Source organism: Candidatus Roizmanbacteria bacterium (assembly GCA_016700135.1).
Lineage (GTDB): Bacteria > Patescibacteriota > Microgenomatia > UBA1406 > GWC2-37-13 > UBA1450.
The window spans coordinates 1,279,595-1,304,537 of record CP065004.1 but is presented as its reverse complement, the minus strand read 5'-3'; the positions used below and the strand labels follow the sequence as shown (position 1 = coordinate 1,304,537).

26 protein-coding genes are annotated in these 24,943 nt (G+C 43.2%); 16 read left to right on the top strand and 10 right to left on the bottom strand.

Annotated elements, in window-relative coordinates:
- Positions 1-24: 24 nt before the first annotated feature.
- The gene (gene ftsH / locus IPM65_06870; GenBank protein QQS44731.1) at positions 25-1,908 is read right to left on the bottom strand and encodes an ATP-dependent zinc metalloprotease FtsH; all 1,884 of its coding nucleotides are present in this window, start codon (positions 1,906-1,908) and stop codon (positions 25-27) included.
- 124 nt (positions 1,909-2,032) lie between these two features.
- Between ftsH and IPM65_06865 the strand changes: the two genes are divergently transcribed.
- From IPM65_06865 to lon, 15 genes are all read left to right on the top strand, one after another.
- The gene (locus IPM65_06865; GenBank protein ID QQS43827.1) at positions 2,033-3,112 is read left to right on the top strand and encodes a threonylcarbamoyl-AMP synthase; all 1,080 of its coding nucleotides are present in this window, start codon (positions 2,033-2,035) and stop codon (positions 3,110-3,112) included.
- Between the two features lie 39 nt (positions 3,113-3,151).
- On the top strand, positions 3,152-3,727 hold the full coding sequence (locus tag IPM65_06860; GenBank protein ID QQS43826.1) for a hypothetical protein: 576 nt from the start codon (positions 3,152-3,154) through the stop codon (positions 3,725-3,727).
- Between the two features lie 39 nt (positions 3,728-3,766).
- On the top strand, positions 3,767-4,072 hold the full coding sequence (locus tag IPM65_06855; GenBank protein QQS43825.1) for a hypothetical protein: 306 nt from the start codon (positions 3,767-3,769) through the stop codon (positions 4,070-4,072).
- A gap of 31 nt (positions 4,073-4,103) precedes the next feature.
- Positions 4,104-5,153, top strand: coding sequence for a tRNA (adenosine(37)-N6)-threonylcarbamoyltransferase complex transferase subunit TsaD (gene tsaD / locus IPM65_06850; protein ID QQS43824.1), 1,050 nt, complete (start codon positions 4,104-4,106; stop codon positions 5,151-5,153).
- 163 nt (positions 5,154-5,316) lie between these two features.
- A complete protein-coding gene (sufC, locus tag IPM65_06845) occupies positions 5,317-6,027 on the top strand; it encodes a Fe-S cluster assembly ATPase SufC (protein ID QQS43823.1) in 711 nt (236 codons plus the stop codon).
- A 129-nt stretch (positions 6,028-6,156) separates the two neighbouring features.
- Positions 6,157-7,557 carry a Fe-S cluster assembly protein SufB gene (gene sufB, locus IPM65_06840; protein ID QQS43822.1) on the top strand — a complete coding sequence of 467 codons (1,401 nt, stop codon included), beginning with the start codon at positions 6,157-6,159 and terminating at the stop codon, positions 7,555-7,557.
- A gap of 73 nt (positions 7,558-7,630) precedes the next feature.
- A complete protein-coding gene (locus IPM65_06835) occupies positions 7,631-8,197 on the top strand; it encodes a SufD family Fe-S cluster assembly protein (GenBank protein QQS43821.1) in 567 nt (188 codons plus the stop codon).
- 35 nt (positions 8,198-8,232) lie between these two features.
- Complete coding sequence (locus IPM65_06830; protein ID QQS43820.1) at positions 8,233-9,495, top strand: cysteine desulfurase; 1,263 nt, start codon at positions 8,233-8,235, stop codon at positions 9,493-9,495.
- Positions 9,492-9,851 carry an iron-sulfur cluster assembly scaffold protein gene (locus tag IPM65_06825; GenBank protein QQS43819.1) on the top strand — a complete coding sequence of 120 codons (360 nt, stop codon included), beginning with the start codon at positions 9,492-9,494 and terminating at the stop codon, positions 9,849-9,851. The genes IPM65_06830 and IPM65_06825 overlap by 4 nt, the downstream gene beginning before the upstream one ends.
- 25 nt (positions 9,852-9,876) lie before the next feature.
- Positions 9,877-10,155, top strand: a complete 279-nt coding sequence (locus tag IPM65_06820) for a ferredoxin (protein ID QQS43818.1) — start codon at positions 9,877-9,879, stop codon at positions 10,153-10,155.
- A gap of 377 nt (positions 10,156-10,532) precedes the next feature.
- On the top strand, positions 10,533-12,323 hold the full coding sequence (locus tag IPM65_06815; protein QQS43817.1) for a 2-oxoacid:acceptor oxidoreductase subunit alpha: 1,791 nt from the start codon (positions 10,533-10,535) through the stop codon (positions 12,321-12,323).
- A gap of 21 nt (positions 12,324-12,344) precedes the next feature.
- A complete protein-coding gene (locus IPM65_06810; protein QQS43816.1) occupies positions 12,345-13,190 on the top strand; it encodes a 2-oxoacid ferredoxin oxidoreductase in 846 nt (281 codons plus the stop codon).
- Positions 13,191-13,281: 91 nt separating this feature from the next.
- Positions 13,282-13,458, top strand: coding sequence for a hypothetical protein (locus tag IPM65_06805; GenBank protein QQS43815.1), 177 nt, complete (start codon positions 13,282-13,284; stop codon positions 13,456-13,458).
- 546 nt (positions 13,459-14,004) lie between these two features.
- Positions 14,005-14,364 carry a transposase gene (locus tag IPM65_06800; protein QQS44730.1) on the top strand — a complete coding sequence of 120 codons (360 nt, stop codon included), beginning with the start codon at positions 14,005-14,007 and terminating at the stop codon, positions 14,362-14,364.
- A 77-nt stretch (positions 14,365-14,441) separates the two neighbouring features.
- On the top strand, positions 14,442-16,904 hold the full coding sequence (lon, locus tag IPM65_06795; GenBank protein QQS43814.1) for an endopeptidase La: 2,463 nt from the start codon (positions 14,442-14,444) through the stop codon (positions 16,902-16,904).
- Here lon and IPM65_06790 read toward each other — a convergent pair.
- The 3 genes from IPM65_06790 to IPM65_06780 all read right to left on the bottom strand — a co-directional run bounded on the left by IPM65_06790 (position 16,901) and on the right by IPM65_06780 (position 18,251).
- Positions 16,901-17,485, bottom strand: coding sequence for a hypothetical protein (locus tag IPM65_06790; protein ID QQS43813.1), 585 nt, complete (start codon positions 17,483-17,485; stop codon positions 16,901-16,903). The genes lon and IPM65_06790 overlap by 4 nt on opposite strands.
- A gap of 1 nt (position 17,486) precedes the next feature.
- Positions 17,487-17,663 carry a hypothetical protein gene (locus tag IPM65_06785; GenBank protein ID QQS43812.1) on the bottom strand — a complete coding sequence of 59 codons (177 nt, stop codon included), beginning with the start codon at positions 17,661-17,663 and terminating at the stop codon, positions 17,487-17,489.
- Between the two features lie 105 nt (positions 17,664-17,768).
- Positions 17,769-18,251: a hypothetical protein gene (locus tag IPM65_06780; protein ID QQS43811.1), complete on the bottom strand. Its 483-nt coding sequence runs from the start codon at positions 18,249-18,251 to the stop codon at positions 17,769-17,771.
- Positions 18,252-18,273: 22 nt separating this feature from the next.
- On the opposite strand from IPM65_06780, the gene IPM65_06775 reads away from it, so the two are divergent.
- Entirely contained in the window at positions 18,274-18,447 is a 174-nt protein-coding gene (locus IPM65_06775) for a hypothetical protein (GenBank protein QQS43810.1), read from the top strand.
- Between the two features lie 58 nt (positions 18,448-18,505).
- Here IPM65_06775 and IPM65_06770 read toward each other — a convergent pair whose 3' ends face one another.
- The 6 genes from IPM65_06770 to IPM65_06745 are packed head-to-tail and all read right to left on the bottom strand — an operon-like array spanning position 18,506 to position 24,938.
- The gene (locus IPM65_06770; protein ID QQS43809.1) at positions 18,506-19,072 is read right to left on the bottom strand and encodes a hypothetical protein; all 567 of its coding nucleotides are present in this window, start codon (positions 19,070-19,072) and stop codon (positions 18,506-18,508) included.
- A gap of 6 nt (positions 19,073-19,078) precedes the next feature.
- Entirely contained in the window at positions 19,079-20,068 is a 990-nt protein-coding gene (locus tag IPM65_06765) for a peptidoglycan bridge formation glycyltransferase FemA/FemB family protein (GenBank protein QQS43808.1), read from the bottom strand.
- Positions 20,058-21,176, bottom strand: coding sequence for a glycosyltransferase family 4 protein (locus IPM65_06760; GenBank protein ID QQS43807.1), 1,119 nt, complete (start codon positions 21,174-21,176; stop codon positions 20,058-20,060). The genes IPM65_06765 and IPM65_06760 overlap by 11 nt, the downstream gene beginning before the upstream one ends.
- Positions 21,173-22,279 carry a glycosyltransferase family 4 protein gene (locus tag IPM65_06755; GenBank protein QQS43806.1) on the bottom strand — a complete coding sequence of 369 codons (1,107 nt, stop codon included), beginning with the start codon at positions 22,277-22,279 and terminating at the stop codon, positions 21,173-21,175. Before IPM65_06755 ends, IPM65_06760 begins: the two co-directional genes overlap by 4 nt.
- A gap of 6 nt (positions 22,280-22,285) precedes the next feature.
- Positions 22,286-23,485 carry a glycosyltransferase family 4 protein gene (locus IPM65_06750; GenBank protein ID QQS43805.1) on the bottom strand — a complete coding sequence of 400 codons (1,200 nt, stop codon included), beginning with the start codon at positions 23,483-23,485 and terminating at the stop codon, positions 22,286-22,288.
- 19 nt (positions 23,486-23,504) lie between these two features.
- Positions 23,505-24,938, bottom strand: coding sequence for a glycosyltransferase family 39 protein (locus tag IPM65_06745; protein QQS43804.1), 1,434 nt, complete (start codon positions 24,936-24,938; stop codon positions 23,505-23,507).
- Between the last annotated feature and the right edge of the window lie 5 nt (positions 24,939-24,943).

Genomic DNA, 24,943 nt, shown 5'->3' with positions numbered 1-24,943 from the left:
TCTGAATACCGTCGAATGGAAAGACTAGGCTTCGGATTTTTTCGGAGACTTTTTCGGTTTGGTGTCGGTTTGGTCATCACTGAGTTTATCCTCATAGGCCTTCTTTATTCCGACAATCTTTTCGAACTGATCCTGATCCATACTTTCATTTTTGACGAGCTCATCCGATACCGCATCAAGCTGTTTTCGATGTTTTTTTACAAGTTCAACTGCCTGTTTATATGCGGTTTTGAGTATCAGGCTGACTTCATGATCGATTTTGGCAAGCATTTCCTGAGAAATATCATTGCCCTGCCAGCCCTGTCGATAATCCGTGATATCGGTTGTTGCTCCGAAATTTACCGGGCCGAGACTGCTCATTCCGAAATCCATGACCATTTTCCGGGCTATTGTGGTAGCCTGATCAAAATCATTTGCTGCGCCGGTGGTAATCTCCTTGAACACAACTTCTTCGGCTGCACGACCGCCCATCATGACGGCAAGGCGTTCGATAAGAGCCGTTTTTGATGTGTGGAGTTTGTCTCTTTCGGGCGGGATAAGAGTATATCCGAGAGCCATGCCACGGGAGACTATGGAGATTCGATGTACAGGATCGGTATGTTCCTGATAATGAGAAACAATTGCATGACCTGCTTCATGATATGCGGTGATCTTCTTATCGTACTCAGTCTGCAGTCTCTTTTTCTCAGGACCGAGTTTAACCTTTGTAGCTGCGTCCTCAATATCTTCCATAATGATTTTATCCCTGTTGTGACGTGCGGCTGTGATTGCAGCTTCGTTCAGCATATTCTCAATGTCAGCGCCCGAAAAGCCGACGGTTCTTTTTGCTACACGTTCCCATTTCACATCATCTGCGACCGGCTTATTTCGTGCATGGATGGAAATAATTGCAGCACGGCCTTCCACATCAGGATAATCCACAAGGATACGTCGGTCAAACCGTCCCGGACGGAGTAGGGCAGAATCCAGAAGATCCCCTCGGTTTGTCGCGGCGATCACAACCACTTGTTCATTCGGTGTAAATCCGTCCATCTCAACAAGGATCTGATTGAGTGTCTGCTCACGTTCATCATGGGAAGACATCACTCCTGTCGAACGGGCTCGTCCGATCGCATCAATTTCATCAATAAAAATAATGGAAGGTGCATTCTGTTTGGCATTTGCAAAGAGATCTCTGGCACGTGCGGCGCCGATTCCAACAAGCATTTCCATGAACTCAGATCCGGCAATTGAGAAAAACGGAACGCTTGCTTCTCCGGCGACTGCTTTTGCAAGAAGCGTTTTACCCGTTCCGGCTGGTCCGACAAGCATGACACCCTTCGGCGGTCTTGCGCCGAGTTTGCGGTATTTACCGGGATTTTTCAAAAAGTCAACGACTTCTTCAAGTTCTTTCTTTGCCTCTTCTACACCGGCAACGTCTTTGAATGTGATATTTGAAGTTTCTTTATTAAAACGTTTTGCTTTGGATTGTCCGAATGAAAATACAGAATCCTGCGCTCCCCGAGCCTGTCTGAAGATAAACCAGAAAAATACGAATAACAAAATTGCCGGAATCACGCTTCCCAAAAACCGCAACATCTCAATGCCGCTCTGTGTATCCTCAACCTGCAGATTCACCGTATCGAGTTGTATCCCCGCATCATTCAAGACCTGTCTGAAGTTATCTCCCGGCTCAATGTAGGCGATTGCCTGTTCATTATCGTCATAGACTGCCGTGACTTTTGTATCTTCAACGATCACCTTATCTACACTCTTTTTTTTTATATCACTTATGATTTCAGTCAGAGATTTTTCTTTTGAGGCAGTTTGAGTATGGATGAAAGGAGAGAGAAGTGTATATATGAAGAATCCAGCAAACAGGATTATAAATATCGTTTTCACATCGAGATTGACTTTAATTTCTTTCATCTTTGGCATATTCTTTTCAGTTTTTTTTGGTTTTTTCATACCGCACTATTCTATCAGATCTTTGTTAGAATATACAAGCGGACCAGAGTTACAACTGCTAATAATTATCGTATTTTTCGTGCGTATGACACGCATACTAAACTTAACAAAAGAAAGTAAAGATTTCGTAATAAATGAAACCGTTAAAACACTCAAAAACGGAGGGCTTATCGTATTTCCATCAGATACAGTGTACGGGCTTCTTGTGGACTCCACTCAGGAACGGGCAGTCGATAAACTTATTGCTTTCAAAAACCGTCCTCCCGGCAAAGCGATTTCCGTTTTTGTACGGGATATGGAAATGATTGAAAAGTATTCAACATTGTCTGAAAAGCAGCAATCACTGCTTGAGACCATTCTTCCTGGTCCGTTCACTGTTGTTTTACCGTCAAAACATATTCTTGTTCCCGCACTGGAATCCGAAACGGGGACATTGGGGATACGTATTCCGGATTTCGCACCGGTAAATGAATTGATCGAGAAGTATCGATCACCCGTCACGGCGACCTCTGCCAATCTCGGCGGAAGTAATCCTCATTATTCTATTGAGTCTTTCTTACATCAGCTTCCGAAAAAGAAAGAAGAACTGATAGATCTTATTGTTGATGCAGGAAAACTTCCGAGAAACAAACCTTCAACCGTAGTTGATCTGACCGGTGATGAGACAAAAACACTGCGGGAGGGGGAAATACTCTTTGATAAAAAGGATTTGTATCTTTCGAAATCTCCTGAGCAAACACAAAAAATCGGTGAATTTATCATCGATAAAACAATGAAAAAAGCATCGGGAAAGCCCGTAGTAATTATTTTAAAAGGAGACCTCGGTACCGGGAAAACGGAAATGTCCCGCGGAATTGCACGGTTTTTAGGCATTGAGAAAGTAGTCTCCCCTACATTTGTCGTATATTACGAATATGATATTCCTGAAGGAAATAAATTGAAGTATGAACGGTTTGTTCATGCCGATCTTTACAATATCACCGATCCTCAGGAGTTTGAAAACCTCAGTCTCGAAGATTATGTTGATAAGCCTTCAATTATGGTTGTCGAGTGGGGAGAAAAACTCGGAAAACTCTACGAGACGTTTAAACAAAAGGCGCAGGTCATTTTTGTCGAGATAAGACACAAGAGTGAAACTGAACGGGAAATAGAAATAAAAGAATGAGTTGCTGATGTGTTTCCTAAAACATAGTATGATAAAACTATGTCTTCATTGTTTTCGAACATATCCTCCGCAATTGGCAAGCAAAAGAAACTGATCCTCGCTGTTTTTATGATTCTGATAATTCTGACAATCTATGACAAGTTATTGGCTCCGGATGTTTCACTTTCGGAAAGATATGACTCAAACACTTTTCAGAATTCCGCTCCTCAGGAAAGCACAGGTCATGTCGTATGGTACGCAGATCATGAAACGGGAGATGCTACGAAGTGGATGTCACGCAAAAGCGAGCAAACGTGGCAGGATTCGGGCCTGTGTATCCGACCGAAAAACGGTGTCAGTACGGATGTAGCTCATAGCGGGAAATATTCGCTCAAAATGACGATTGGCAGTTGGTTTCCTCATTCAGGATGCCGTCAGTTCAGATACCCGGAAGCCCGATCCGGAGAAGACTATTATTACAGTGCCTGGCTTTATTTCCCGGAACAATATGAGGTGAACGGATGGACAAATATCATGCAGTTTAAGGCAAAAAAAAATTCCCAAATTGGGGGACCAAGCGCTGTATTTTGGTCCGTACGATTGATGTCCCGGGAAAATGGTGAACAATACTTATAACTGAGCTGGAAAGGCGGCGAAGGAGCGGTTGCCGGTCCTATGGCTGAAGACAGTATCACATCAAAGCAGTTTACTTCATCTCCTTTGAATGTTCCGGCAAAACAGTGGGTTCATCTTGAGATGTTCCTCAGCCAGTCAAGCGGCTTTGACGGGCAGATAATTGTCTGGCAGGACGGGCAGGAAATTTATAACATTGACGGAGTACGTACGAAATTTGAGGACAGTTTCAATAGCTGGAGTGTCAACAGTTACGGTGCCGGAATTTCACCTTCTGCGTTTACCGTTTACGTTGATGATGCTGTAATCAGCACCAGGCGATTAGGTTCCGCATTCTCAAAAGAGTAATTTATCCTTTCCTGATAGGGTATAATACGATATGTCAAAAACCGTACTTGCAATCGATACTTCCTGTGACGAAACGGCTGCAGCAGTCGTCTCGGGTCGACGTGTGCTTTCGAATGTCATCTATTCTCAGGTCTTGATGCATAAAGAATGGGGAGGGGTTGTCCCGTCCATTGCCCGGCGTGCACATGAGGAACGGATCGGATGGGTTGTTGATGAAGCTGTCAGGAAATCAAAATTACAAATGAGCGATGTAGATGCCGTTGCCGTGACCTACGGTCCGGGACTGGCTATTGCCCTTGAAGTCGGGATAAGATATGCTTTGGAACTTTCGAAAAAATACAACAAACCTATTGTGCGGGTAAATCATATGGAAGGACATTTGTATTCTCCTTTTGTACAGAATAGTAAAGGAAATCCAAACCGCGATTTTAAGTTTCCTTATCTAGGATTATTAGTCTCCGGCGGTCATACAGAACTTGTGCTATTCAAAGACCATCTAACATATACCATTTTGGGAGAAACAGTCGACGATGCAGCGGGAGAAGCCTTGGACAAGGCGGCAAGAATGCTTGGTTTCGGATATCCGGGAGGTCCGGTGATTGAGAGATTGGCAAAACAGGTAGAAAACACCGATAAGTACGTTTTTCCCAGACCGATGATGAAATCAGGTGGTTTAAATTTCTCTTTTTCCGGATTGAAAACAGCGCTCCTTTATAAGATCAGAAAGATGGATGATACAGAGAAAAACAAGGAAATCGCATATCTTGCGAGTTCTTTTCAGGAAGCGGTCTTCAGAACGTTGATTAAGAAAACGGAACGGGCGATGGCGGAAACGGGAATAAACAGACTTCTTGTAGGTGGGGGTGTTGCCGTTAATCAGTACCTGAGGCAGTTGATGCGGGAGCTGGCAAAAAAACACGGAGGTTCGGCATATTTTCCTGCTCTGAAATATTTGAACTATGATAATGCTGCGATGATCGGGATTGTCGGAGCAATGCGTGCAGAAAAAGGAATTTTTGTAGAAAACGAACAGGAACTGGATCGGGTTCCGAGACTGTCACTCTTGCAATCATCTCTTTGATCGGTTAGACTAGCCATCGTAAGGGAGCTTGTAACCGAAAATGTGCTTGCCTCCAGGCGCACGCCCAGGCCGTTCATATCTGCAGTTGACGTTTCGCCTTTTCCGGCTTCACACATTTTGATTACTTCGCTTTAACCGTATTATTGGTTATACTTGAGAAACTATGCTAAAACTCAAAAATCTAAAAGTCAGTATCGAAGAAAAACAAATCCTCAAGGGAATCGATTTTGAATTTGAAAAAGGAAAAACATATGCCGTGATGGGACCGAACGGTTCGGGAAAATCTACTCTTGCATACTCGATTATGGGTCATCCTGCATATGAAGTCAGTGAAGAGTCAAAGATTGAGTACAACGGTGAGGAGATCTCGGAAATGGAACCTGATGAAAGAGCAAGAGAAGGTATTTTTCTTTCTTTTCAAACCCCGCTGTCACTTTCCGGTGTGAAAGTTTTTCAGCTTTTGCAGCTTGCACTTCAAGGAAAAAAAGATCCTCTGAAGATTCGTGAGGAAGCAAGAAAATATGGAAAAGAACTTGGCATCAATGAAGAATTGCTGAATCGCCCGCTGAATGAAGGAGCGTCAGGAGGAGAACGAAAAAAAATGGAAGTACTGCAGGCAGCGGTTCTTGAAAAACAGCTTCTCATTTTTGATGAAGTTGATACCGGAGTCGATGTTGATTCCTTAAAATCTATTTCAAAATTTCTTACCAAATATAAAGGAGACAAAACTTATATTGTCATAACTCATTACAATCGTATTCTTCATCATCTGAAACCGGATTATGTTCTGGTGATGATGAACGGAAAACTGGTGAAGGTCGGAGGGCCGGAACTGGCGAAGAAGATTGAGGATGAGGGGTATAAAAAAGTATAAAAAACTCATAATTGTTTGTATTACGCGTGCTTGTTCGCTAGTGGAGTTGTCGGAGTTCTCCACGATCGCGCATTGCTCTGCTCATTTTACGCACACTTATACAAATCAATTATTTCATTTTTTCATTCAATGTCAAAACAACAGGAAGATATACAATTTGACTACAAATATGGATTCTCCATGCCGGAGAAGGCCGTATTTAAGGCGGAGAAAGGCTTGGACGAAGCAAAGGTAAGGCAGATTTCTGCGATAAAAAAGGAACCGAAGTGGATGACGGAGTTTCGGGTAAAATCATATAAGATTTTCGGTGAAAAAAAGATGCCGTCATGGGGTCCTGATCTCTCAAAAATCCGTTTTGATGATATTTACTACTACCTGAGACCGACGGAAAATCAGGCATCTTCGTGGGAGGAATTACCCGCAGAGATTAAAGAAACATATGATCGTATCGGTGTGCCTGAAGCTGAAAAAAAGTTTTTGGCGGGAGTTTCTGCTCAGTATGAGTCTGAAGTAGTATACGAAAGTGTAAATAAAGCTTTATCAAAACAGGGAGTGATTTTCTGCGACATGGACACTGCCGTTCGCGAACATCCCGAGCTTGTGCAGGAGTATTTCGGTAAACTGATTCCGCCGCACGACAATAAATTTGCCGCTTTGAATTCTGCAGTCTGGTCAGGAGGATCATTTGTGTATGTTCCGAAAGGTGTAAAGGTACAACTTCCGTTACAGGCATATTTCCGGATTAATTCCGAGCGGTTCGGACAGTTTGAACGTACCCTTATCATTGCGGAAGAAGGAAGCGATGTCCATTATATTGAGGGTTGTACCGCTCCGATTTACACTTCAGACTCTTTGCACGCTGCCGTGGTTGAGATTTTTGTCAAGAAAAATGCCCATGTGCGTTATACGACAGTCCAAAACTGGAGCAAGAATGTTTACAATTTGGTTACGAAACGCACTCACTGTGCGGAAGGCGGATTTATGGAATGGGTAGACTGCAATATCGGCAGTCAGATCACAATGAAATATCCGAGTGTGTATCTGCATGGAGAGGGTGCCCGCGGCGAAGTGCTTTCGATTGCGTTTGCAGGAAAAGATCAGCTGCAGGATGCCGGAGCAAAGATGCTTCATTTCGCTCCCAATACATCGTCCCGTATCGTATCGAAATCAATCTCAAAAGAAGGCGGAAGGACGTCTTATCGGGGACTGGTACAGGTGTCTCCGGGTGCAAAAAATTCATCGGTTTTCGTGTCCTGTGATGCGCTGATTTTGGATGAAGAATCACGCTCTGATACATATCCCTTTATGAAGATTAAGGAAGATGATATTGAGATTCAGCATGAAGCAACGGTTGAGAAACTGGGGGATGAGAAACTGTTTTATCTGATGTCACGGGGTCTTTCTAAGGCTGATGCCGAGAGTGCGTTGGTACTTGGATTTATGGAACCGGTGACGAAGGAGATTCCCCTGGAGTATTCAATCGAATTAAACCGTTTGATCAGGTTAGAGATGGAAGGAAGTGTGGGGTGAGGATGGCACGCTGAATTTAGGGGCGCGTTCCAGATTCTGCCCTCGACTTGCACGACATTATTAGCAAAATAATATGAAATTTATTGATTTAACAAACACAACTGAGGATCATGTCAAAATTGATGAAAAAGGCCAGTATGTCGCCTTTTTTCATAACCGGTCGGGGAAACTGACATTTGAAGTGGCAGCATCCGGTGTGGAACTCTATATTTACGGACTGTTCACCGGGGAAAAAGCCGATCAGTTTCATATCGAAACCATCCAGCACCATACCGCGCCAGGATCACTTTCCGATCTTCTCATCAAAGGTGTTTTTGAAGATGAATCAAAATTCATTTATCAGGGTCTTATCAGACTTGAAAAATCAGCACAGCAAAGCCATGCTTATCAGAAAAACCAAAATCTCATTTTGAATCCCGGCGTATTTGTCGACTCCCGTCCGTTTCTTGAGATTTTGGCGAATGATGTCTTCTGTACTCACGGTTCGACGACAGGCAAACTGAATAAGGATGAACTATTGTATGTGCGGACCCGAGGTATCACGGAAAAAGATGCCCGTGACATGCTGGTAAAGGGATTTATTGACGAAGTGTATAATAAGGTAAGAGAAAAAGTCCCGGATTTTGAAGCCGTGAGTTAACCGGGAAGAAAGCAGTTATACATTTATAATTCATCATGTTTAATCCGAAGCAAATCAGAGATGATTTTCCGATGTATTATCATAACCCTGATTTGGTTTACCTTGATTCTTCAGCAACTTCCCTAAAACCGATATCAGTGATCAATAAACTGAATGATTACTACAAAAAGTACACTGCAAACATTCATAGAGGCATTTATAAACTGGCTGAAAAAGCCTCGGAAGAATATGAAGAAACAAGAAAAATTGTATCGTTATTTATAAACTCTAAATCACCCGAAGAAATTATATTTACAAAGGGAACTACTGAAGCATTAAATCTTCTTGCCTCATCGTTAGGAGTACTTCTTGAGGAAGGAGACGAGATCGTGACAACCGTTATGGAACATCATGCCAATTTTGTTCCCTGGCAGCAGCTTGTAGGAAAAAACGGTGCCGTTTTGAAAATAATCGGTCTCAATGATCAGCATGAACTCGGAATTGTCTCATACGGCAAATCCGGGAAACCCGTTATTGATTTTCAGAATATTGTCACAAAGTATTCAAAAATTCTGACACTTTCGTATGTGTCCAACACGCTCGGAACAATAAACCCGGTCAAGGAAATTATTACTGCAGCAAAAAAAATAAATCCCGACATAATTACGATTGTTGATGCGGCGCAAGCTGCTCCTCATCATGAGATTGATGTTCAGGATTTGGGTTGTGATTTCCTTGTCTTTTCCGGACATAAAATGCTCGGACCGACGGGAGTCGGAGTACTCTGGGGCAGGAAAAACATTCTTGAGAAAATGGAACCTTACCAGTATGGCGGGGATATGATCCGTGAAGTAACACTTGAAGAAACCACATTTGCTGATGTCCCGCATAAATTCGAAGCAGGGACACCGCCTATTGCCGAAGTAATTGCGTTGAAAGAAGCGATTGCTTATCTGCAGTATTACGGTTTTCAGGCTATCGCAGAACATGAAAGAAACCTTACGGAAAAAGCAATTTCAGCTCTCAACGATGAATTCGGAGAAATGATCTCGATAATCGGTCTACACGACATATCAAGAAGGGCGGGGATTGTTTCTTTTACGCTAAACGGTATTCATCCTCATGATATTGCCCAGATCCTTGACGAATATTCCGTCTGTGTCAGGGCAGGACATCACTGCACCATGCCGCTTCATGACTCACTGGGACTTGCAGCGACCGCCAGAGCGAGTTTTTATCTGTACAACAACGAAGATGATATTGATGTGTTAATTACCGGTTTGAAGAAGGCCGTTTCACTTCTAAAAAAAACTGTATGAGTATTTACGAGGAGATTATTCTGGATCATTATCAGAACCCGAGAAATAATACTCCGTTGAGTAAACCGACATCAAAAGTTGATGTTAATAATCCGCTATGCGGAGATAAACTTCATTTCGAGATTCATGATAAAAAAGGAGTCGTCGATGAAGTGGGATTTACGGGAGAAGGCTGTGCCATATCAACCGCTTCGGCATCCCTCCTTTCAGAGTATGCCAAAGGTAAATCAAAGAAAGAATTGAAGTCACTTAAGAAAGAAGATGTGTTAGGATTATTAGGGATAGAATTGACACCGAATAGGATGAAGTGTGCACTTCTTTCTTGGGAAGCACTTATCAAAGCCGTTTCCCGGTAATTATTATTTTATTTCTTTTTGTTCTATGTCAGATGATCAGAAGCTGAAAAATCCGGCAAGTCCGTCAGGACCTGTCACCGTTCGTGATCTTAAGTTTCATGTAGACCGTGACTTGTGTATCGGTGCAGCTACATGTGTTGCGATCGCCCCGAACACATTTGTTATGGATTCTGAGGCAAAAGCTATCATTCTTGATTCGGCTGAGGCTGATTCGAACGACACAATTATCGATGCTGCCCGAGGTTGTCCGACTGCGGCAATCATTGTGGAAGATAAGGACGGAAATAAAATTTTTCCTCAGTAATTTAACCTAACCTAAGACCATCGCTTGTAACCGAAAATTTGTTCGGAAGTGAACTCTTCGCCAGATGGCGAATCGAACATCCACTTCACTCACAAATTTTGGTTACTGCGCTTTGTTCTCAATTCTTCGAATGAAACCCGATAAAAAACCGACTACAGAACATACATGCAATTGCGGTCATTGCAACTGTAATGCACGTACATGTCCTGAGTGCGGATTAAAAACAATTAAGGGTATGCCGGGAGGCCGCGACGCTACCTGCACGAACTGCGGATACAAGGATCCGTGCTGCTACGACTGAATGATTGAGTTGCAGTCCCGGTAAAAAAAAGGTAGCATGAAGTATTGGAGTATTTATCAACTATTTGATAATTTGAATGAAATTTAATTGGAAAATCGGCGGAGAAGCAGGCTTCGGAATCATGACTTCAGGTCTGACATTCTCTAAAATTGCAACGCGCTCCGGCTATCACATTTTTGACTACACGGAATATCCTTCTCTCATCCGCGGCGGGCACAATACGTACGAAGTAGCATTCTCAGATGAAGAAATCCATTCATCAATCTGGAATGTTGATCTTCTGGTTTGTCTCAATAAAGACACCTATGAATTTCATAAGCATCGTCTGACATCGGAAAGTATGGTCATCTATGATCCTGAGATGTTTGAGATCGAGATGGATGTAAAAAAAATCCCCGTTCCGTTTAATCAGATTAGAAAAGATGAAAAGATCCAGCAGCAGATGATCAATACCGTCGCGGTAGCTGCCAGTGTGGCGCTTCTTGGGGGAGATCTCAAACTTCTTGAGGACATGATTCATGAAGCATTTGACCGCAAAGGTGATGAAGTCGTGAACTTCAATCTCAGACTTGCGCAAATCGGGCATGATTATATCATCAAAGGACCGATCCAGTCATTGGATGTTTTGAAACGCCATGATAATCCTCCGAAAAAGATGGTAATGACCGGGAACGAAATGTTTTCACTGGCCTGTATTCCCGCTGACTGCCGTCATTATGCGTCCTATCCCATGACCCCAGCCTCATCGATATTATCGATCCTTGCTGCATGGCAGTATGACAACGGTATGGTGGTTCGCCATCCTGAAGATGAAATAGCCGTCATAAATTCTGCGCTCGGATCAGCGTATGCGGGAGTCAGATCTTCGGTCGGTACGTCCGGAGGAGGGTTTGCTTTGATGGTGGAATCTTTGTCATATGCCGGAGTTGCGGAAATTCCGATTGTCGTATTTCTTTCCATGCGTCCGGGACCGGCCACGGGACTTCCGACCTGGACCGAACAGGGAGATCTTCTGTTTGCCGTTCATGCCGGACACGGTGAGTTCCCCAAAATCGTTTTGGCACCCGGAGATATTGATGAAATGGCGGAGCTGACACTGAAAGCATATGATCTTGCCGATATCTATCAGGTTCCCGTTATTGTGCTTTCGGATAAGTATCTTTCCGAATCACATAAAGATGTTGATAAAGCAGCAATCGACAAAATGTTTGCTGAGTATGTCCCCAATCGCGGAAAAATTGTCACTGATACCCAGATGAATCCGTATTTGAGATACAAAGACGCAGAAGACGGTATTTCAGAAATGCTGATTCCGGGCAAGGAAGGAATCTATTATCAGGCAAATTCCTATGAACATATTGAAGATTCCCATACGACTGAGGATGATAAAGCGCGTATTGTTCAGGTGGATAAACGAAACAGAAAATATGGCACATATTTTAAAAATGATTTCGTTTTGCCGACATTTTACGGTGACCCGGAGGCTGACACAATTTTCGTTTCATGGGGCAGTATGAAAGGACCTGTTTTGGATGCGATGAGACTGCTTGCCGATGAGACCAAAAAAGGATATGGCTTTGTCCATTTCACGCATATGTATCCTTTGGATGAAAAATCCTTACATGAATTTTTTGCCGGTAAAAAAGCACAGAGGCATATTCTTGTAGAAAACAACTCTCATGCACAGTTCGGACAGTTATTGAGACAACAGACGGGAATTACCTTTGAGGAAAAATTGCTTAAATATGACGGCAGACCGTTCTGGCCGGAAGAAATCAGAGATTATGTGCTCGGGATCAAAAGAGAAGCTGTTAGCGTAACCGGAACTGAAGAATCCGTGCTCGCAAAACTTGAGGAGCAAATGTAATTATGAGTTATCGGAAATACTATGTCTAATGTACAGTTTGATGCATATACCCCAACCTGGTGTCCCGGATGCGGAGACTGGGGAATTCGTGTCGGAATAAAAACCGCGCTGCAGCAGCTCGGATTTGATGCATCGAAGGTATTTCTTTCTTTTGATATCGGGTGTTCCGGAAACATGAATGATTTTTTGAATGGATATGCCATGCACGGACTACACGGACGGGCGATCGCATCGGCAATCGGTATGAAAGTCGCCAGACCCGATATGCCGGTCATAGCAATAGGCGGCGACGGAGGATTGTACGGAGAAGGCGGAAACCATTTGCTGCACGCCTGTCGCGGAAATCATGACATCACCGTCATCGTACATGACAATATGGTATACGGTTTGACGACGGGACAGGTCGCACCTACAGCCGAGAAAGGTTTCAAGTCAAAATCGACTCCGCACGGAATCATCGAACAATGCGTCAATCCTCTTGCACTTGCTATCACTCAGGGAGCCACGTTCGTCTCACAAGGGTTTGCCGGTGATGCACGTCTGGTGATTGATCTGATCAAGCAAGCGGTTTCACACAAAGGATTTTCACTGGTCAATATCCTTCAGCCGTGTGTGACATTTAACAAAGTAAATACCTATCAGTATTATTTGCAGAAGACATACAAGCTTGACGAAACATACGATCCGACAAATGCTGTCGAAGCAGTGAATAAAAGTATGGAAGTTCTAGAGGAGAAGTTTCCGCTGGGTGTTCTCTACAAATCTGAACGTCCCGCATACCATGAGCAGATACCTCAACTGGCTGAGCCTCTGACGCTTCGGAAGCGGTTTACGGATTTTGAAAAATTCGGGAACGAATTCGTGTAATCTCCCTTCTAAATCTTCATTTTTCTGGTATCATTTTCTAGGAAAGTGAATAAGTTACGAAAGATATGGCACTCATAGGGAACTAACATCTATGAGTAAATGGGGAGGAGATCAGCTTCGAGTAATTAGGAGTTATGACTGGCAGTACAATAGAGATCTTATGAAAAAAGATACGATCTCTATCAGACTACAATCAGTCAGATGTAGCACAAATCAGAAACGATGTTCTGACATTTGCAGAGAAGTACGGGATACAAGCTGCAGTTGATGCATATGGGATATCACGAAGGACATTGTTTCGATGGAGGAAGAGACGGCGAGATTCAGAAGGGCAGTTGGATAGCCTGATACCAGAGACAACCAAGCCAAAGACACCCCGACGTATGGAGACTCACCCGAAGGTCATATCCTTTATCAAAGAGATTCGAGAACAATACTTTTGTTTGGGAAAGGAGAAGATCAAGCCCTTACTTGATGAGTATTGCCTACAGGAAGGAATTTCAACTATATCTGAGTCAACCATTGGAAAAGTGATCAAAAGACACAACCTGCAGCGCAAGACCTACCGGATCTATCACAATCCAGCAAGTGGCTTTGCAAAACGGAAAGTAAAGTACCGACAGAAGGTCAAGCGGTCTCCCAAGGTGGAAGATACCGGATACATTGAGATTGATACCATCACGAAGTTTGTACACGGAATCAAGCTGTATGTCTTCAATGCAGTGGACATCAAACTCAAATTCCAGTTCTCCTACGGATACTCAAAACTCAACAGCCGAAACGGTGCTGATTTTATGAGAAGACTGGAACTAGTATACCCAATACAAGATGGTATAAAACCATACAAACAGATAACGGCCTCGAGTATCTGGGAAACTTCCATGACTATCTGGAAGAAAACAATATCCCACACCTCTTTATCTACCCCAGATGTCCCAAGATCAATGCCTTTATTGAGCGAGCAAACAGAACACTCCAGGAAGAATTTATGAACCCCTACATCTATACCAAGTGGACCGGTATCGGATCATTCAATCGTCACCTTATTGAATACCTCGTCTGGTACAATACAAAGCGAGTTCACAAAAGCCTGAACAATATTTCACCTATGGATTACCTATTATCTATTTTACTAAAAGAGTGCCATATGTATGGAACTCATACAGAAAGTTGACATTTAGCAATCGATAATCTATACTGCTAATATTCCGAAAAAATTACAAACTTTTATACGCAAAAAAACATACGAATATGTTAGAAATACAAAAGAAAAAAACAGAAAATTATCCTATCATAGCAATCCGTGACGGTATCGTGTTTCCTTCGGCAGAAAATGTCCTTGTCTTCGGCCGCGACAAGAGCGTAGAGGCCATGAAAAAGGCGATGGATGACAGTAAAAAAGTCGTTCTTGTCATGCAGAGAAAGATGGAAATTGATGATCCTTCTACTGAAGATTTGTACGACATCGGAGTCATTGCTCAGATTGACAAAGTGGCAACGGGAGACAAAGGTCAGATCAATGCCTTGGTCAAAGGTCTGCAAAAAGTAAAAGTCGAGAAATTTACGCAATCCGTGCCTTATTTTATGGGAGATATCAGTGTCATTGAAGATGAAGCAACGGAAAGCGAGGAGGTACTTGCGGTAGTAAAATACATTTCAAGTCAGATTAAAAAAGCCATCAATCTCGGGAAGACGATTGATTTCGTATTTCTGATGAATATTCTCAATATTCAGTCTTCGCTGAATTTTTCCAATCAGGTCGCAATGGTACTTGATATCAAAACTTCAGAAAGGCAGAAACTTCTTGAGGAAACGGTACTGAAAAAAAGACTTGAAATGGAAGTTGAGTTTATCAATAAAGAAATCAAAGTCCTTGAACTTGAACACAATATCTCCAACAAGACGCAGAAGAAGTTTGAGAAAAATATGCGCGACACCTTCCTTCGGGAAAAAATGAAGACAATAGAGGAAGAACTGGGTGACAAGAGCGACAATCAGGAAGTTGATGAATACAAACGTAAAATCAAAGAAGCGGAAATGCCGAGAGAAGTCCGTGAGAAGGCAATGAAAGAATTAAAGAAACTTTCGCAGATGTCTCAATTTAATCCGGAAGCATCCTATATCAGATCTTATCTTGATTGGCTGGTGGAAATCCCATGGAAACGGGCTTCAGAACAGAATATTGACCTTAAGATTGCGGAAAAAATTCTTGATGAAGATCATTTCGGTTTGAAAAAGGTAAAAGAGAGAATTCTGGAGTTTTTGGCCGTAATGAAGCTTGAGAAAATGGAGGAGGATGAGAAAAAAGCGAAATCAAAAGGAAAGGAAGAAGATAAACTTACCGTACACAAGAAAGAAAGTCAGCCGTCAATTCTCTGTTTTGTCGGACCGCCGGGTGTCGGAAAAACATCTCTCGGTCGCTCTATTGCACGTGCACTGGGACGTGAGTTTGTCAAAATTTCACTGGGAGGGATTCGTGACGAAGCGGAAATCCGCGGTCACAGAAGGACGTATGTCGGCGCATTGCCCGGGCGTATGATTCAGGGAATCAAACAGGCAGGGACGAACAATCCGGTCTTTATGCTTGATGAAATCGATAAGATCGGTCGTGATTACCGGGGTGACCCTTCGGCAGCACTTCTTGAAGCATTGGATCCTGAACAGAATCACTCATTTTCAGATCATTATCTTGAAGTGCCGTTTGATCTTTCACATGTTTTCTTTATCACAACGGCCAATATTCTGGATACCATTCCGGAGGCTCTCCGTGACAGATTGGAGATCATTCATTTTGCAGGCTACACAGAAGATGAAAAATTCAGTATTGCCAAAAATTATTTGATTCCGAAACAGAGAGGTGCCCATCACATTCCTGAAAAGAAGGTTGCGGTCACTGACTCGGGGCTTGAGATGATTGTCAGAAGATACACACGGGAAGCAGGAGTACGTGAGTTGGAAAGACAAATTGCAACCGTTTTCAGGAAGATTGCCCGTAAGATCGTTGAGAATAAAACAAATAATAAAAAAGTATCAGTCGGTAAAAACGACATTCAGGAATATCTCGGACCGTACAAATATTCTTCTCAGATGATTGAAGAGAAAGATACGGTCGGGATTACAACAGGTCTTGCGTGGACGCAGGCAGGAGGGGATATTCTCTTTATCGAAGTTTCCACAATGCCCGGAAAAGGAAGCCTTACTCTCACCGGGAATCTCGGTGACGTGATGAAAGAATCCTGTCAAGCGGCGCTAACCTATATCCGTGCCAGGTGGGACACATTCAAAGTTGACAGGAAATTCTTTTCGGAAACGGATGTCCATGTACACGTACCTGAAGGAGCTGTCCCGAAAGACGGTCCGTCGGCAGGTGTCGCAATTGTGACCTCAATCGTCTCGGCTCTGACCGGAATTCCGGTCAAACGTGATGTTGCAATGACCGGGGAAATCACTCTTCGCGGTCGTGTCACTGAGATCGGCGGTTTGAAAGAAAAGGTTATTGCCGCACACCGTGCACAGATCAAGACGGTCATTGTTCCGGAAGAAAACAAGAAAGACCTTGTTGATATTCCGGCAAAGGTGAAGAAAGATATTCACTTCGTGTTTGCCAAGAAAATTGACGATGTTTTGCAGGAAGCACTTGTATTCCCGAACAAGAAGAAAGAGTTTCCTGAACATGCACATCTTTCGCTTCCGAAAGAAGAAAAAGTAAACTAATTGTCCGTTGCTTTCGTCTTGTGATAATAGACGAAAGCAATAACAATCAGTAATACGAAAATGATTATTGCTCCGATATACACGTAACTCACATCACTAGACTGATTTTTTTCCGCAGCGGGAGCCGGAGAAACGGAAGGAGTTATCACTTCATTTGCCAGTTCAGTTTCCGTAATATTATTCTTCTCAGCAAGATCCTTTCTTATATCAATAAAAGGTATGATTGCCGAATCCTCACTTTCTCCTATTTGTTGTCTAGAAATCCCCTCATCATACCGGACAAGGGCAATAGTATCCGAAATAAGGAACACATCACCGGCCTTGGCATAAAAGGATTCCTGTCCCTTATAGTCGAGCTGAATAAGGTCATAATTATTCATATTGGGAGATTGTGTGACTGTCGGGACAATGTATCCTTTAGCAAGAAGAGCAGCAAGCTGGTTGGAATCGACAACTGCTATCATGACATTAATTCCCGTTTCAGGGTTTTCTTCATAGAAAAAAATGTTACTGCTGTTTTTGACCAGCATTACCTGATCTGCTTCTGACTGGTACTGAATTATAGTTAAATATGTATCCATGTTATTGCCGCAAAAACTCAATGAATTCGGGGAGGTCATTCCGTTCATCACCGCTTGCCCAGATCGCGATGGAATTGACTTCTGAAGCCCCGTCCAAATCCTTCAGTAAATGATAATATCCTCTGCATTCTTCCCATGAAGCATTTTGCTGACACCAGGAAGACATGATCTGCACCATTGATTCAAAATTCTGACATCCCTCGGCATGTTCGCGGAAAAAAGACGTCCTCTCAGCAATGATGCCTGCCCGTTCCGCTTTGTTTGTACGGCTGATTTGTTTTTGCTACTGGAATGCGACACCGTCAAGATAACAATTATTACCGAACATAGCATCAGCTACACGGTCTTTATCGGAACGGTTGAAGAACTCATTCCACATAGGCGTGACAGGTCCGAGCATCAGCTTAAATCCGTGCTGTTCCGTCAGTCTTCCCATTCTGTTTATTACATTGACTGTAGCATTCGGAGAAAAGATATTCTGCAGTTCAGACTCAGGAGTTCTGCCGTCCCGCTCGGCATTGTATCCTACCCACGTGACTCCGGCTGCTCTCAGCTCCTCGCCGTGATTTGTCAGAATTTGTTCGAGACCACTGTACTCTGAAATCATGATCATTTTTACGACATTTCCCTGAATTCCGGTCAGCCCCTGAATGCCTCTCTGTGTCTGCTGCGCATTGTATGAACGGTTCATCATGGCATACAGGTAAGTCGGCGGATACTGATTGTATGAAGCGTTGTAACTGCTGTAATCTATTGCAACAGGCAAATGCAGCCCTCTCGATTCGGCAATGGTAGGCGACGGGGATAAAGCAGTTGTCGGCCGGGATGTCGGGACAGTGGTCGCTGAAGGTGCATTTGTAGATGTGGGAGCGGTTGTTGCAGTCGGCATGAGTGTGGCAGAGGGTGCAAGGGTAAGTGACGGTGCAGAAGTCGGTTCATCAGGTTCTTCCGTTGGAGTCTAAGTAGGTTCGGCCGGTACTGTAGGTGCACGGTCCGGTAAACAGCTTCCGTAAACTCCGTTCATTGTACAGGTCGCAGTACATCCCGGAGTGGGGTAACCGATTCGACAATACGTTCGGCATTGGGATCCGTACCGCCGTCACACTGTGCATGAATACCGTCACCGGTCGCACAGGCTGTACATACGTATCGTTCGCAACTCAAGGTGATCGGCTTGTCTGAAGTGTTTGTGACCGTTGTGCCCTGCTCTGTCCCCCCCTGTGAACATGAGATGTCCGGATCTCCGTCATGATCAAGATCCTGCATAGCGGGAATGACGACGCCTCCTTCATGTTGCTGCAGACCGCATGACGGTGCACTCCACGCATTCCAGCATCTGCCCATATTGTCATAAACCCAATCTACCTGCCGGACACCGCTTTCAAGTGATTCGGTATACTGGACGATTGAGGATGAAGGGGCAGGTTCATCAGTCGGAAGAGAAAAGTTCAAAGTGCCTTGTTGTTGCTGAGCGAATATGCGTATGCGGACTTGCTTATTAGTAAGAGGGAGAAGAACAGAAGGATTAATAAGACAATGATGATATATTTTTTTTGCACGAAGCGTTTCATGATAGGGTATCTTCATTATGGGTTATGTGAGCTTCAGAATCAAGTCCCGAATGGCATATACAACCGTGTAGGCAGGATATATGACAGGGTTTACGACTAAATCATAGCTCCCTTGGAACTGATAAAATTCAGTTCCGTATCCTTCTTTAAAACGGGTAAAACCAGCCCACGATTTGCTTCTGTCATAATCCGGAGCAAGGGAACCCCACATATCAAACTCGGTCGCTCCCATCCGTTTTCCGAAACGGATCGCCTCCCACATCAGAAGGTTTGATGCCATCAGGTTGCGGTGTCTATCAGATGATCCCCCGTAAGGATAATAGAGTTTGTGATCAAAGAAAAACAGTTCATATGCAGCAAGCGGCTCACCCTGATATTCGGCAATCAGGATGTGAGCGATTCCGTTTTTCATGGCCTGCCAGACCTTCTGGTGATATGAACGGTTATGTCCGTAATATGTTTGCCTTTCAACGGTATCAAAATACAGTTTGGAAAATTTCGCAAATCCTTCATCGGTTGAGTCTTCCCTTACCGTAACTCCGTTTTTCTCTGCGTACCTGACATTATATCTGGTTTTGGATTTCAGCTGCTTCATCAGCTCATCCTCAGATTTCGTCAGGTCAAGTTTTTGAGTCCAGGCCGGGAAAAGAGGATGCGGAGCTTTTGTAAGATCAGACGGGAGCTTGTTCGCATCATTTTTACATACATCAGGTTCAAATTTGATAAAAAAAATTGAGTTTTGCTTTGCGTATTCTTTCAAAAACTGGACCAGCTGTTCTCCCGGAAGCGGAGAACGGGGTATATATCCGACCTTCCACGGCAGCTTCGGAAGCGGATGACAGGACATTGTAAACACTTCTTCAAGTTTGTTTTCTTCAAACCCGCCGATACGGACAACTGATGTCCCTGTGCTTTTCCTCGCTTCGCCCCACTGCCAGGACTGAAGAGGATGATGTGCCGCTTCATTAAATTGCTGCGGATCGAAATCGTCCGGGATGATGTTATACTTCATGTTCGGAAGCTATGGTATTTTTAATAGCCTGGAGTGTCTCCTCTGCACATTTACTCCATGAAAACTCCGTGACCCTTGCGTTACCCGCTGTTATCAGGTTTTGATAGAGATTTTTGTCGTTGTAAATCTCATCAAGTTTTTCATGAAGATCATCCGCACTGTGCGGGTCAAAATATAAGCACGCCTCACTGCCGATTTCGGGGAGACTGGATGCATGTGAGCTTATGACCGGAATATTGTGGCTCATAGCCTCGAGAATCGGAATCCCGAAGCCTTCATAAAAAGAGGGAAGCACGAAACAGAAAGCATTATTGTATAAATCGATCAGTCCGTCATCGGAGGTATATCCGGTAAATATTACATCTTCTTCGAGATTGTGAGACTGCACTTCCCGGAAGATCGCATCAAACAGCCATCCTTTTTTGCCGGCTAAAACAAGCTTAAAATCGGGATGATCCTTCCTGAATGCTGCATACGCTTGAATCAACGTCTGAATATTTTTTCTCGGCTGCAAAGTACCGACATAGAGGATATATTTCTTTTTTTGCAGTTCATATTCTTTGAGGATATTAACATCGGTTTTCTTTTGTTTACGTTTGCGGAATCCGTTATAAATGACTCGGACATCTCGATCCTTCAGCTTATACCATTTCAGAATATCCTTTTTGGTCGTCTTGGAAACTGCGATTATCGTTTTTGCATGGTCTATCGAGTATTTCGTCCAGTTCGTCAGCTTGTACAAGTCCTTTTTCAGAAATTCGTTGGGGTACATGAAGTAGGAAAGATCATGCACTGTCAAGACCAAGGGAACGGATAAAAAGCGGGGTGAATAATGTGCCGGAGCAAAAAAAATATCGATCCTTGTTTTAAAACGGAGATGGTAAGGAAGAAATATCTGTGACCACAGCATTTGTCCTGGAACAATCTCATAGGAAAAATACGGTCCTTCATCAGGCATCATATCATTCGGTTCATTCCGAAGAAATATTTTAAATTGTGTCGTTTTGTCAGCATGTTTCGCGAAGTATTTCAAAAGCTCGAGAGTATATACGGAAACACCGACTTTATGCTCGACATTTGCTTCATTTCCGTCAACGCCGATAATCATACGTGAGAAGATAACTGTTTGATAAGTGTATTATAGTACTCTTTCCACGTAAATTTTTCAGCCCGGGTCATCCCTTTTTTGATAAGTGCGGCACGAAGTTTTTCGTCGTCAAATAACGTTTGTATTGCTCCAGTAATCTCCTGAACATTCTCAGGATCAAAAAGAAACGCTGCATCTTTTGCAATTTCGCCCATGGATGAAGAACTGCTTGAAGCTACCGGACACTGATATCTCATTGCTTCAATGATCGGATACCCGAAGCCTTCGTAAAGTGACGGATACACGAAAAAGAGTGCATTGTGATACAGAAGTGCCAGATCTTCATCAGGCACAAAGCCTAGGAATACAATGTGTTCGGTCTGCTGCACATCTGTTTCCCCCCATCCTTTCGGTCCGGCAATCACAAGTTGTGCCGTTGTCGATGATTGGCCGAATGCTCTGATGAGTCTTTCAATATTTTTTCTTGGTTCCAGTTTGCCGACTGCAAGGATGTATGGTTTGTGAATACCGTACTTCTCAATAATATCTTCAGCGTTTCCGAGCGTTTTTTCGCTTGTCTCAACTCCGGGATAGTTTACTGTAATTTTGTTTTTTTCAACGGCATATTCTGAGATAAGGTCTTGTGCCGTGGAATGAGAATCAGTAAAGATCAGGTCACATTCCCGGACGACATGACCCAGCCTCTTTTCCTGAGTGTTGAGAATGGATGGATGGACAGTCTCCGGAAATTTTTTGAAAACCAGATCATGGACGATTGTTGCTTTTTTTGTCGGCACGGGCGGTTCCGTCCAGTCTGAAGTGATGAACCAGTTCAGTTTTTGTAACCGCTTATTATGCTTGAGTATCATTCCGGAAAACCCGTGCCAGTCATTGAACAATGTTGAAAGAAACGTGGGAGGATAAGGGTAGGTATACAGATCAAACCCTTTTGATTTGATGCGTTCTACCAATGCCTGATCAAGTTTTTGCCTGAAGGATGAAAAGAAAAATGACCAGTGGTGCGTCTCTTCATACGACAGGATTGCGTGGACCAATCCATCCGTGAAACGGCTTACACCTGATCCTTTATACACAATTTGAGATATATCAATTCCGATTTTCATAGATTGTTATGATTTGTCTATGACATCTTTATAAACTTTTTCCAGCTTTTTAGCAATTGCTTTCCAGCTGAAATTCTGTTTTGCATGTTTGAATGCCTTTGATTGGATATCATGGTACAGCGTCCGGTTATTGATTACCTCGACCGTTTTTATAACAAATTCGTGCGGGTCCCGTGCGATCATGACATGCTCTCCGTCCGTAACTCCCAGACCTTCGACACCGACGGGAGTTGATATGACGGGAAGACCCGCTGCCATACTTGCCAGTATTTTGAGACGTGTTCCTCCCGGTCCGAAAATCGGGGCGATAAACACTGTCGCCGAATGATACAGGTCTTTAACCGTTTTTTCATCACCGGGGTCAAGATTGACTATTTTTATTTTTTTATGAGATGTGACGATTTTTTCGCCCACGTTTTGACCCGCAATAATAAGTTCGAGATTGGGAAGTTTCTTGTGGAGTTCGGGAAAAACCTGATATATCAGATATTGTGCGGCTTCTACATTCTGCAGCCAAAAAAAATTGCCCATGAATAGAAGCTGAGGATGCTTACTTGCATTCTCCGGCAGTTTGTCAACGAACATTTCGTCACCTGCTCCGTTGGGGATGATGACGGGCTTAATAGAAGGAAGTATTTGCTGGATTTCATTTTTATCAAACTCAGACACCGTAGCTACCAGATCGGCTTTTTCCCAGTAATGCTTTTCCCAGCACTTTAGTTTGAGGATGTCAAGATTGAGAGGGAAACGCAGGAGCTTGGGGAGTGATGCAATGTAATGTTGATAGACTTTGTATTCGATCGTCTGTTCTACCAGAATAATCGGGACATCGGTTTTCGGGATGTGAGGCATGATGTAAAAGGTCTCAGCATGAATCACGTCAAAGGTATTGTTTTCCAACAGTTCCTGAATTTTTTGTACCGCTTCCTGAGAATAGTTTCGGACAATAAGAAACGGCAGATTGGAAAAAACCGCTTTCAGGATATTGCTCGGCTGCCAGGGTTTTTTTGGCCTTTTGCACAAATGAATTTCAGTACAGTAGGACTTGAGATGTTTTGCATACTTCTTTTCATTCTCATCTTTGTACAGGGAGACAAGTGTTATGGAATGATTTTGAGCGAGATACTTAAGAAGATATAGGGTTCTGATTTGTCCGCCGGACGCCGGAGGATACGGAAGATACGGTGTCAGCATCAATATTTTCATGGTGGGAGTATCGAAATTATTAAAGCGCAATCATAGTAAACATCTCGTTTTCTACGACCACACTGTATCCTTCGTCTTTAAGTTTTTGTGCTTCCCCTTCATTTGTCGTAACAAGATATTTATATCCGGCGCCTTTTAATTCTGACGGTGATTTATAGATTGCCGGAGCGCCTTTGCGATCCGCGAGGTAGAGAAGAGTAGTGTCACCGCTGCGGTCAGTGACGATTTTATCGTCTTGTTCAGTGAAAATTTTGATAAGTTCGGCTATACGGGGAAGATCATTGGGGTACACATAATAATCTTTTACTTTGTAATAGGAAAACAATACGGAAAAGGCAAAAACGGTAAAAAGTGTCGGATACAATATAAACTTGTGGACAAATTTATCCGGCATCTCAAGAAGTTGTGCAAGGCCAACGCCTGATACCAGTGCGACTGCTGGGAGCAGGATGGTCTGATAATATTCATGCTGTACATTTCCTCCCTGAAACGTAAAAAGATACAGCATTCCGGAAAAGAAAACAGAGTGGATAAATAATCTTTTGTATTTTCCCACGATTCCGACAATAAAAAAGACCACACCGTAAATACCGAGAACTGCAAGTCCGATTCTCTCCATGAACATCCAGCGGAAAAACGCCGGCCGGAAAAATATTTCTTTCGGACCTTCAAAGGTATTGACCGTCGTGAGAAGCCAAGCACTAGCAGGAATACCTTCAGGGTACTGAGTGATGTACACGCGCCAGGCTACAAAAGGGATGAGCGCAATAATAAAATAGAAATACGGTTTCCAACTTTTAAATACGTCAAATTTATAAGCATCAATAAACAGATATGCAGCAGCAAGTCCGTAAAAAATCGTCGTTGGTTTGGTAAGTATAGACATGGCAAAAAATACACCTCCGAGGGTAAAAAGGAAGATTGCATGACCTTTTTTCTTTACGGCATGATACAGGAAAAAGAGTGCCAGCATCATAAATGAAACAGCAGTCGTTTCGGGAAGAATAACACGAGAAAAGAATACAAAATACGGGAATACGGAAAAAATTACAGCTGTAGCTATCGCTGCAGTCCTATTTTTTTCCTTCAACGCAAAATAATACAGAACTGCAATGGTTATAAGAGAAAAGAATATTGATGTCAGTCTCCCGTATATCTCAAGGCTTGTAATCGGCAGATACCGGTACATTGCCGCAAATAATGCATTATAGATTGGAAATTCGACCATACGGAGACCTTCAGGGTTTTCATGCCCTGTCTGTATACTTGAGATATCATCGTAGGTCGGTTTCAGCATATTGATCCCGTCCCTGGCAAAATTGCGGGCGACTGCAGCGGTGTCAACCTGACGCCATGAATGCAGATCGGCAAGGGGAGTATCAATCTTATAAAGACGCAGAGCAAGAGCTACAACAAGAATGATTGAGAGAATGATAAAATCCTTTTTTTTCATAGCAA

Excerpts from the sequence above, each read along its gene's own strand:
- IPM65_06750 (QQS43805.1), bottom strand. The coding sequence starts at position 23,485 with ATGAAAATATTGATGCTGACACCGTATCTTCCGTATCCTCCGGCGTCC.
- IPM65_06825 (QQS43819.1), top strand. The coding sequence starts at position 9,492 with ATGAGTATTTACGAGGAGATTATTCTGGATCATTATCAGAACCCGAGA.
- IPM65_06855 (QQS43825.1), top strand. The coding sequence starts at position 3,767 with ATGGCTGAAGACAGTATCACATCAAAGCAGTTTACTTCATCTCCTTTG.
- IPM65_06820 (QQS43818.1), top strand. The coding sequence starts at position 9,877 with ATGTCAGATGATCAGAAGCTGAAAAATCCGGCAAGTCCGTCAGGACCT.
- IPM65_06765 (QQS43808.1), bottom strand. The coding sequence starts at position 20,068 with ATGAAGTATAACATCATCCCGGACGATTTCGATCCGCAGCAATTTAAT.
- IPM65_06810 (QQS43816.1), top strand. The coding sequence starts at position 12,345 with ATGTCTAATGTACAGTTTGATGCATATACCCCAACCTGGTGTCCCGGA.
- IPM65_06815 (QQS43817.1), top strand. The coding sequence starts at position 10,533 with ATGAAATTTAATTGGAAAATCGGCGGAGAAGCAGGCTTCGGAATCATG.
- IPM65_06745 (QQS43804.1), bottom strand. The coding sequence starts at position 24,938 with ATGAAAAAAAAGGATTTTATCATTCTCTCAATCATTCTTGTTGTAGCT.
- sufC (QQS43823.1), top strand. The coding sequence starts at position 5,317 with ATGCTAAAACTCAAAAATCTAAAAGTCAGTATCGAAGAAAAACAAATC.
- IPM65_06770 (QQS43809.1), bottom strand. The coding sequence starts at position 19,072 with ATGAAGATACCCTATCATGAAACGCTTCGTGCAAAAAAAATATATCAT.
- ftsH (QQS44731.1), bottom strand. The coding sequence starts at position 1,908 with ATGAAAGAAATTAAAGTCAATCTCGATGTGAAAACGATATTTATAATC.
- IPM65_06860 (QQS43826.1), top strand. The coding sequence starts at position 3,152 with ATGTCTTCATTGTTTTCGAACATATCCTCCGCAATTGGCAAGCAAAAG.
- IPM65_06775 (QQS43810.1), top strand. The coding sequence starts at position 18,274 with ATGGTAGGCGACGGGGATAAAGCAGTTGTCGGCCGGGATGTCGGGACA.
- IPM65_06835 (QQS43821.1), top strand. The coding sequence starts at position 7,631 with ATGAAATTTATTGATTTAACAAACACAACTGAGGATCATGTCAAAATT.
- IPM65_06785 (QQS43812.1), bottom strand. The coding sequence starts at position 17,663 with ATGGTGCAGATCATGTCTTCCTGGTGTCAGCAAAATGCTTCATGGGAA.
- lon (QQS43814.1), top strand. The coding sequence starts at position 14,442 with ATGTTAGAAATACAAAAGAAAAAAACAGAAAATTATCCTATCATAGCA.
- IPM65_06830 (QQS43820.1), top strand. The coding sequence starts at position 8,233 with ATGTTTAATCCGAAGCAAATCAGAGATGATTTTCCGATGTATTATCAT.
- IPM65_06865 (QQS43827.1), top strand. The coding sequence starts at position 2,033 with ATGACACGCATACTAAACTTAACAAAAGAAAGTAAAGATTTCGTAATA.
- IPM65_06755 (QQS43806.1), bottom strand. The coding sequence starts at position 22,279 with ATGAAAATCGGAATTGATATATCTCAAATTGTGTATAAAGGATCAGGT.
- IPM65_06805 (QQS43815.1), top strand. The coding sequence starts at position 13,282 with ATGAGTAAATGGGGAGGAGATCAGCTTCGAGTAATTAGGAGTTATGAC.
- tsaD (QQS43824.1), top strand. The coding sequence starts at position 4,104 with ATGTCAAAAACCGTACTTGCAATCGATACTTCCTGTGACGAAACGGCT.
- IPM65_06760 (QQS43807.1), bottom strand. The coding sequence starts at position 21,176 with ATGATTATCGGCGTTGACGGAAATGAAGCAAATGTCGAGCATAAAGTC.
- IPM65_06790 (QQS43813.1), bottom strand. The coding sequence starts at position 17,485 with ATGGATACATATTTAACTATAATTCAGTACCAGTCAGAAGCAGATCAG.
- sufB (QQS43822.1), top strand. The coding sequence starts at position 6,157 with ATGTCAAAACAACAGGAAGATATACAATTTGACTACAAATATGGATTC.